We start from the raw sequence: 5,947 nt of genomic DNA, 5'->3' as shown, positions 1-5,947 counted from the left end.
CACCGGCCTGGCCCGGCGCGCCCCGGCCGGTGCCGGCCGCGGATCTGCTGCCGGAGCGGGCCCTCGCCGGCGACGCGGAGGCCCGTCGGCGGCTACGCCACGATGTGTACGCCACACTGGTGCGCGCCGGTGGGGAACTGTTGGCGACTTTGGACGCCTTCCTGGCCGCGGGTGGCACACTGGAGAGCGCGGCCCGGGCACTGTTCGTGCACCCGAACACGGTGCGTTACCGGTTGCGCCGGATCGCCGAGGTGACCGGGTTCTCGCCGCTGTCGCCGCGCGACGCGTTCGCCCTCCAGGTCGCACTGACCGTGGGTCGGTTGGATCCGGTTGTCCCGCTCGTCTCGCCTGTCCCAACTCAGACAATGACCCCGGCTAACCGGAAATCTGCCCAAACCGAGGATGATCCCCGCCGATCTTTGTAGGAAACCTCCAAAGGTCCTAGTGTGGTTTGGTCGAAGGCGGCACCGCGTTACCCGCCTTTATCCGGAAGAGTCATAAGCGTGCTCGCCGTACTTAGTCCCGGCCAGGGTTCTCAGAAACCCGGCTTCCTGACCCCCTGGCTCGACCTGACCGGCACTGCGGCGCGACTGCGCGAGTGGTCGGCGTTGGCCGGGGTCGACCTGCTGCACCTGGGCACCGCCGCCGACGCCGACGAGATCAAGGACACCGCCCGCACCCAGCCGTTGCTGGTCGCCGCGGCGTTGCTCGCGGGCGAGCAGCTGCCACTGGACGGCGTCGCGCTCACCGTCGGCCACAGCGTCGGCGAGTTGGGTGCCGCCGCCCTGGCCGGAGTGCTGTCGGCCGACGCCGCGATCACCCTGGCCGGCGTACGCGGCCGGGAGATGGCCGCCGCGTGCGCGCTGGAGCCGACCGGAATGGCCGCGGTGCTCGGCGGTGACCCCGACGAGGTGATCGCCGCGATCGAGGCGAACGGGCTCTACCCGGCCAACCGCAACGGCGCCGGGCAGATCGTCGCCGCGGGCGCCCTGGACGGGCTCGACAAGCTCGCCGCCGCACCGCCCGCACGGACCCGGATCATCCGACTCCAGGTGGCCGGCGCGTTCCACACCCCGTACATGGCTCCGGCCGAGACCGCGCTCGCCGCGGAGGCCGCCGGGATCACCCCCGCCGACCCGGCCCGGACCCTGCTGTCGAACCTCGACGGCACCGCGGTCGACAACGGCGCGGCCATGGTGCAGCGCCTGGTCCGTCAGGTCACCGCGCCGGTGCGCTGGGACCTGTGCATGCGTACGCTGGCCGACCTCGGGGTCACCGGCGTGATCGAGCTGCCCCCGGCCGGCACCCTCGCCGGCCTGGTCAAGCGGGAACTCAAGGGCGACGGCGCCCCGGAGATCGTCACCCTCAACACCCCGGACGACCTGCCGGCCGCACGGGACCTGATCGCCCGTATCGGAGGTCGTTCATGACTGGCAGTCGCATCGTCTCGATGGGGCACTACCAGCCCTCCCGGGTGGTGACCAACGACGACATCGCCCAGCTCGTCGACACCAACGACGAGTGGATCCGCGACCGGGTCGGCATCGTCAGCCGGCGGATCGCCGACAGTGAGACGGTCGCCGACATGGCCGCCGCGGCCGCCGGCAAGGCACTGGCCAACTCGGGCCTGACCGCCGCCGACATCGACCTGGTCGTGGTCGCCACCTGCTCCTCCATCGACCGCAGCCCCAACGTGGCCTGCCGGGTCGCCGCCAAGCTCGGCATCACCGCGCCGGGCGCGTTCGACCTCAACACCGCCTGCTCGGGCTTCGCGTACGCGCTGGGCACCGTCGACCACGCCATCCGGGCCGGGGCATCGCGCAACGCGATCGTCATCGGCGCGGAAAAGCTCTCCGACTTCACCGACTGGACCGACCGCTCCACCTGCATCATCTTCGCGGACGGGGCCGGTGCCGCGGTGGTCTCCGCCACCGCCGACGACGAGCCGACCGGCATCGGCCCGGTGGTCTGGGGTTCGGTGCCGGACAAGAGCGACGCGGTCCGCATCGAGGGCTGGCGCCCGTACATCCAGCAGGAGGGGCAGGCGGTGTTCCGCTGGGCCACCACCGCGATCGCTCCGCTCGCGCTCCAGGCCTGCGAGCGGGCCGGGGTCGACCCGTCGGAGCTGGCCGCGTTCGTGCCGCACCAGGCCAACGCCCGGATCATCGACGGCATCGCCAAGCGGCTCAACATCCCCGACGCGATCATCGCGAAGGACATCGTCGAGTCCGGCAACACCTCCGCGGCGAGCGTGCCGCTGGCCCTGTCCAAGCTGGTCGAGCGCCGGGAGGTGCCCTCGGGCGCGCCGGTGCTGCTGTTCGGCTTCGGCGGTGGCCTGACCTATGCCGGTCAGGTCGTCCGCTGCCCCTGATGACCCCCTCGGGCGCGTACGCGTCGAGGAGTGGCGGTCGGCGACGCCGACCGCCGGAGAACCCCGATGAAAGGAACCAACCGCAATGACCCGTGACGAGATCACCACCGGCCTCGCCGAGATCCTCGAAGAGGTTGCCGGGGTGAACCCGGACGACGTGGCCGAGGGGAAGTCCTTCACCGACGACCTCGATGTCGACTCGCTGTCCATGGTTGAGGTCGTGGTCGCGGCCGAGGAGAAGTTCGGCGTCAAGATCCCGGACAACGAGGTGCAGAACCTCAAGACCGTCGGCGACGCTGTCAGCTACATCGCGGCGCAGTCCTGATCATGACTCGTCCTGACGTCGTCGTCACCGGGCTCGGCGCGACGACCCCGCTTGGCGGGGACGTCGCGTCGACCTGGGACGCAATGCTCGCCGGCCGCTCCGGGGTGAGTGCCCTCACCCAGGAGTGGGCCGAGCAACTGCCGGTCCGGATCGCCGCCCAGTTGGCCGTGGAGCCGTCCGAGGTGCTGGACCGGGTCCGCCTGCGCCGCCTGGACCGTTCCGAGGCGATCGCGCTCATCGCGGCGCAGCAGGCCTGGGCGGACGCCGGCCTGGCCGGCTCCGACCTCGACGGGGAGCGGTTGGCCGTCAGCGTCGGCTCCGGCATCGGCGGTGCCACCACCCTGCTCGCCCAGGACGACATCCTGGAGGCCTCCGGGCCACGGCGGGTTTCCCCGCACACCATCCCGATGCTGATGCCGAACGGTCCGGCCGCCTGGGTCGGGCTGGAGCTGGGCGCCAAGGCCGGTGTGCACTCGGTGGCCAGCGCCTGCGCCACCGGCTCCGAGGCGATCGCCCTCGGCCTGGACATCATCCGTTCCGGCCGGGCCGACGTGGTGGTGGCCGGCGGCACCGAGGCGGTCATCCACGCGCTGCCGATCGCCGGCTTCAGCTCGATGCGGGCCATGTCGACCCGCAACGACGACCCGGAGCGGGCCTCCCGCCCGTGGGACCGGGGCCGCGACGGCTTCGTCCTCGGCGAGGGCGCCGGCATTCTGGTGCTGGAGCGGGCCGAGCACGCCGCCGCCCGGGGCGCCCGGGTGTACGCGCGCCTCGCCGGCGCCGGCATCACCTCCGACGCGTACGACATCGTGCAGCCGCACGCCGAGGGCGAGGGCGCCATCCGGGCCATCGCCAAGGCGATCGCGGACGCGGACGTGGCGAAGCGGGACATCGTGCACGTCAACGCGCACGCCACCTCGACCCCGGTCGGGGACATGCTGGAGATCGGCGGGCTGCACAAGGCGCTCGGCGACCACCCGGTGCTGTCCGCGACGAAGTCGATGACCGGTCACCTGCTCGGTGCGGCCGGCGCGCTGGAGTCGATCGCCACCATCCTGGCGATCCGCGACAGTGTCGTCCCTCCGACGATCAACCTCGACGACCCGGAGCCCGGCCTCACCCTGGATGTCGCCGCGCACAAGGCCCGCCACATGGAGATCCCGGCCGCGTTGAACAACGCGTTCGGCTTCGGCGGCCACAACGTGGCGCTCGTCTTCGCCCGCCCCTGAGATCCTGCGCAAGGGCCCCTCCTCGTCGAGGAGGGGCCCTTCGTCGTTCAGCCTCGGTTGCGCGGGTGCTGTTTCGCGGTGCGCTCGTTGCCGTGGCGGTAGTTGCCGGTCCAGCGGGCCATCACCAACTGCGGGTCGTCGTCGACCTCGGCCAGGAACTCGGCCGCCCGAGCGCCGCGCAACGTGCCGGCGACCCGTCCGTGGTGGGTGATCACCACGGTGCCGTCCGCCCGCCGCACGTGCCGGAATCCCGCTGCCTCTCCCATGGGGGGAGGTTGTCAGACCGACCGGGGGCGGGGCGACCGGATTTCCGTCGCGCCCGAACACGATCCCGATTGACGTCGAGAGACCGCACGGCTTAGATGGGCCGACTGAAGATCGACTGCGGTGCCGGGGCTCGCGAAGGGCGAGTGAGGTCGCCCCGAGCGCGCTTACGTCGGGCCGAACCGCACCCCCGGCGAGCCTTCCCGCACCGGATCGCGCGGGACCGGCCGGCTGGTCGGCGACAGCTACCATGCGGGCGTGCCCGACGACAGCGCGGACGGCATCGAGCCGGAGTCCGGTCGACGGTTCGTGGTCTGCGGCGACAACGCTCTGGCCCGCCGACTGATCACCGAACTGGTCGACCGGCACGGCGTCTCGGTCACCGTCCTGCTGCCATCGTTGGCCGACAACCACGCACCGGACATCGCCGAACTCGCGTCGGACCCTGACGCGCCGGGCTCAGGCCCCGAGGTGGTGGTGGCTCGCCGGCTGACCGCCGAGGTCCTGGACCGGGCCGGCGTACGGGCCGCGGCGGCGGTCGCGCTGGTCAGCGCCGACGATGTGGCAAACGTGGATGCCGCGCTGATCATCCGGGAGTTCGACCCGGACGTACGGATCGTCGTTCGCCTGTTCAATCCGGTGCTCGGCGAGGGCGTGGCCACCATGCTCGGCGACTGCGCGGTGCTGTCCGGTTCGGAGATCGCCGCGCCCGCGTTCGTCGCGGCCACCCTGGGCGACGACACGCCGACCTTCCTCCGGCTGCCGGACGACGAGTTGCTGCGGACGGCGAGCCGGGACGCGCTCGACCCGGCCACCACGGACGTGGTCTGCGCGCTCGCCGACACCAGCGGCCTTGAGCCGATCACGCTGCCCGAGGACGAGGACTCCGCCGATCTCGTGCTGGTGCGGGCGTACGGCCGGCAGCGTCAGGTCCGGGCCCGGCCTCGCCGCCAGCTGCTGCAGACCGCCCGGCTGATTCTCGGCAGGCGCCTGCGCTGGGCGCTGGGCGCCTCGGCCGCGCTGCTCGCCGTCGGCAGCGTGCTGCTCGGCCAGGCCCGGAACCTGGACCCGGTCGAGGCCGGCTATTTGACAGTGCTCACCGCCCTGGGCGGCGCGGACGCGGATCCGACCGGGTCACCTGTGGAGAAGCTCACCGCCCTGCTGTTGGTGATCATGGGGGTGGCCCTGGTCCCCACGGTGACCGCGCTTGTGGTCGATTCGGTGGTACGGGCCCGGCTGGCGGTCGCGGCCGGTCGGCTCACCGAACCGCTCGACGACCACGTGATCGTGGTCGGGCTGGGCAACATCGGTACCCGGGTGATCCAGGAACTGCACTCGTTCGGCGTGACAGTGGTGGCGGTGGACCGAGCACCGACGGCCCGCGGCGTGGCGGTGGCCCGCGAACTGGGCCTGCCGTTCCTGATCGGCGACGCGACCAGCCCGGAGACGTTGCGGGCGGCGTCCGTGTCGACCTGCCGGGCCCTGGTGGTGCTCTGTGCGGACGACGTGACGAACCTGGAGACGGCACTGCTCGGGCGTTCGCTGCACAGGGCGGCGAACGGCGGTGTGGCGGCTCCGCTGCGGGTCGTGCTGCGGCTGTTCGACGAGGGGTTCGCTCAACGGGTGCAGCGCGCCTTCGGGATCAACCACTCGCGCAGCGTCTCGTACCTGGCGGCTCCGGCGTTCGCCGCGGCCATGATGGGCCGTGAGGTGATCGACACGATCTCGGTGGGCCGGCGGGTCCTGCTGGTCGCCGCG

At 72.2% G+C, this 5,947-nt stretch carries 6 protein-coding genes and 1 pseudogene; 6 read left to right on the top strand and 1 reads right to left on the bottom strand.

All coding sequences use genetic code 11. The features are described from left to right. The 5 genes and pseudogenes from PSH25_RS21295 to fabF all read left to right on the top strand — a co-directional run. Positions 1–425: PucR family transcriptional regulator (locus PSH25_RS21295; protein WP_238660754.1), on the top strand; the 425-nt coding region annotated here is incomplete at its 5' end. A 78-nt stretch (positions 426–503) separates the two neighbouring features. Then, a pseudogene (locus PSH25_RS21290) lies at positions 504–1,421 on the top strand (ACP S-malonyltransferase); the annotation flags it as partial. 5 nt (positions 1,422–1,426) lie between these two features. After that, positions 1,427–2,371 (top strand): beta-ketoacyl-ACP synthase III, encoded by a 945-nt coding sequence (locus PSH25_RS21285; RefSeq protein ID WP_091409280.1) that lies wholly within the window; start codon positions 1,427–1,429, stop codon positions 2,369–2,371. An 85-nt stretch (positions 2,372–2,456) separates the two neighbouring features. Then, the gene (locus PSH25_RS21280; RefSeq protein ID WP_030330276.1) at positions 2,457–2,696 is read left to right on the top strand and encodes an acyl carrier protein; all 240 of its coding nucleotides are present in this window, start codon (positions 2,457–2,459) and stop codon (positions 2,694–2,696) included. A gap of 2 nt (positions 2,697–2,698) precedes the next feature. Next, a complete protein-coding gene (fabF, locus tag PSH25_RS21275; RefSeq protein ID WP_238660752.1) occupies positions 2,699–3,925 on the top strand; it encodes a beta-ketoacyl-ACP synthase II in 1,227 nt (408 codons plus the stop codon). Positions 3,926–3,972: 47 nt separating this feature from the next. On the opposite strand, the gene PSH25_RS21270 is transcribed toward fabF, so the two are convergent. Further along, positions 3,973–4,191: a hypothetical protein gene (locus PSH25_RS21270; protein ID WP_238660751.1), complete on the bottom strand. Its 219-nt coding sequence runs from the start codon at positions 4,189–4,191 to the stop codon at positions 3,973–3,975. Between the two features lie 256 nt (positions 4,192–4,447). On the opposite strand from PSH25_RS21270, the gene PSH25_RS21265 reads away from it, so the two are divergent. Next, positions 4,448–5,947, top strand: a 1,500-nt coding sequence (locus PSH25_RS21265) for a potassium channel family protein (RefSeq protein ID WP_238660750.1), incomplete at its 3' end; no start/stop codon positions are given.

This window comes from Micromonospora foliorum (assembly GCF_022229015.1).
Taxonomy (GTDB): domain Bacteria; phylum Actinomycetota; class Actinomycetes; order Mycobacteriales; family Micromonosporaceae; genus Micromonospora; species Micromonospora foliorum.
The sequence above is the reverse complement of the archived record's forward strand: the minus strand, read 5'-3'. Positions and strand labels throughout refer to the sequence as shown.

Bases quoted from the DNA above. Each gene is read 5' to 3' on its own strand.
- fabF (WP_238660752.1), top strand. From the start codon at position 2,699: ATGACTCGTCCTGACGTCGTCGTCACCGGGCTCGGCGCGACGACCCCG.
- PSH25_RS21280 (WP_030330276.1), top strand. From the start codon at position 2,457: ATGACCCGTGACGAGATCACCACCGGCCTCGCCGAGATCCTCGAAGAG.
- PSH25_RS21285 (WP_091409280.1), top strand. From the start codon at position 1,427: ATGACTGGCAGTCGCATCGTCTCGATGGGGCACTACCAGCCCTCCCGG.
- PSH25_RS21270 (WP_238660751.1), bottom strand. From the start codon at position 4,191: ATGGGAGAGGCAGCGGGATTCCGGCACGTGCGGCGGGCGGACGGCACC.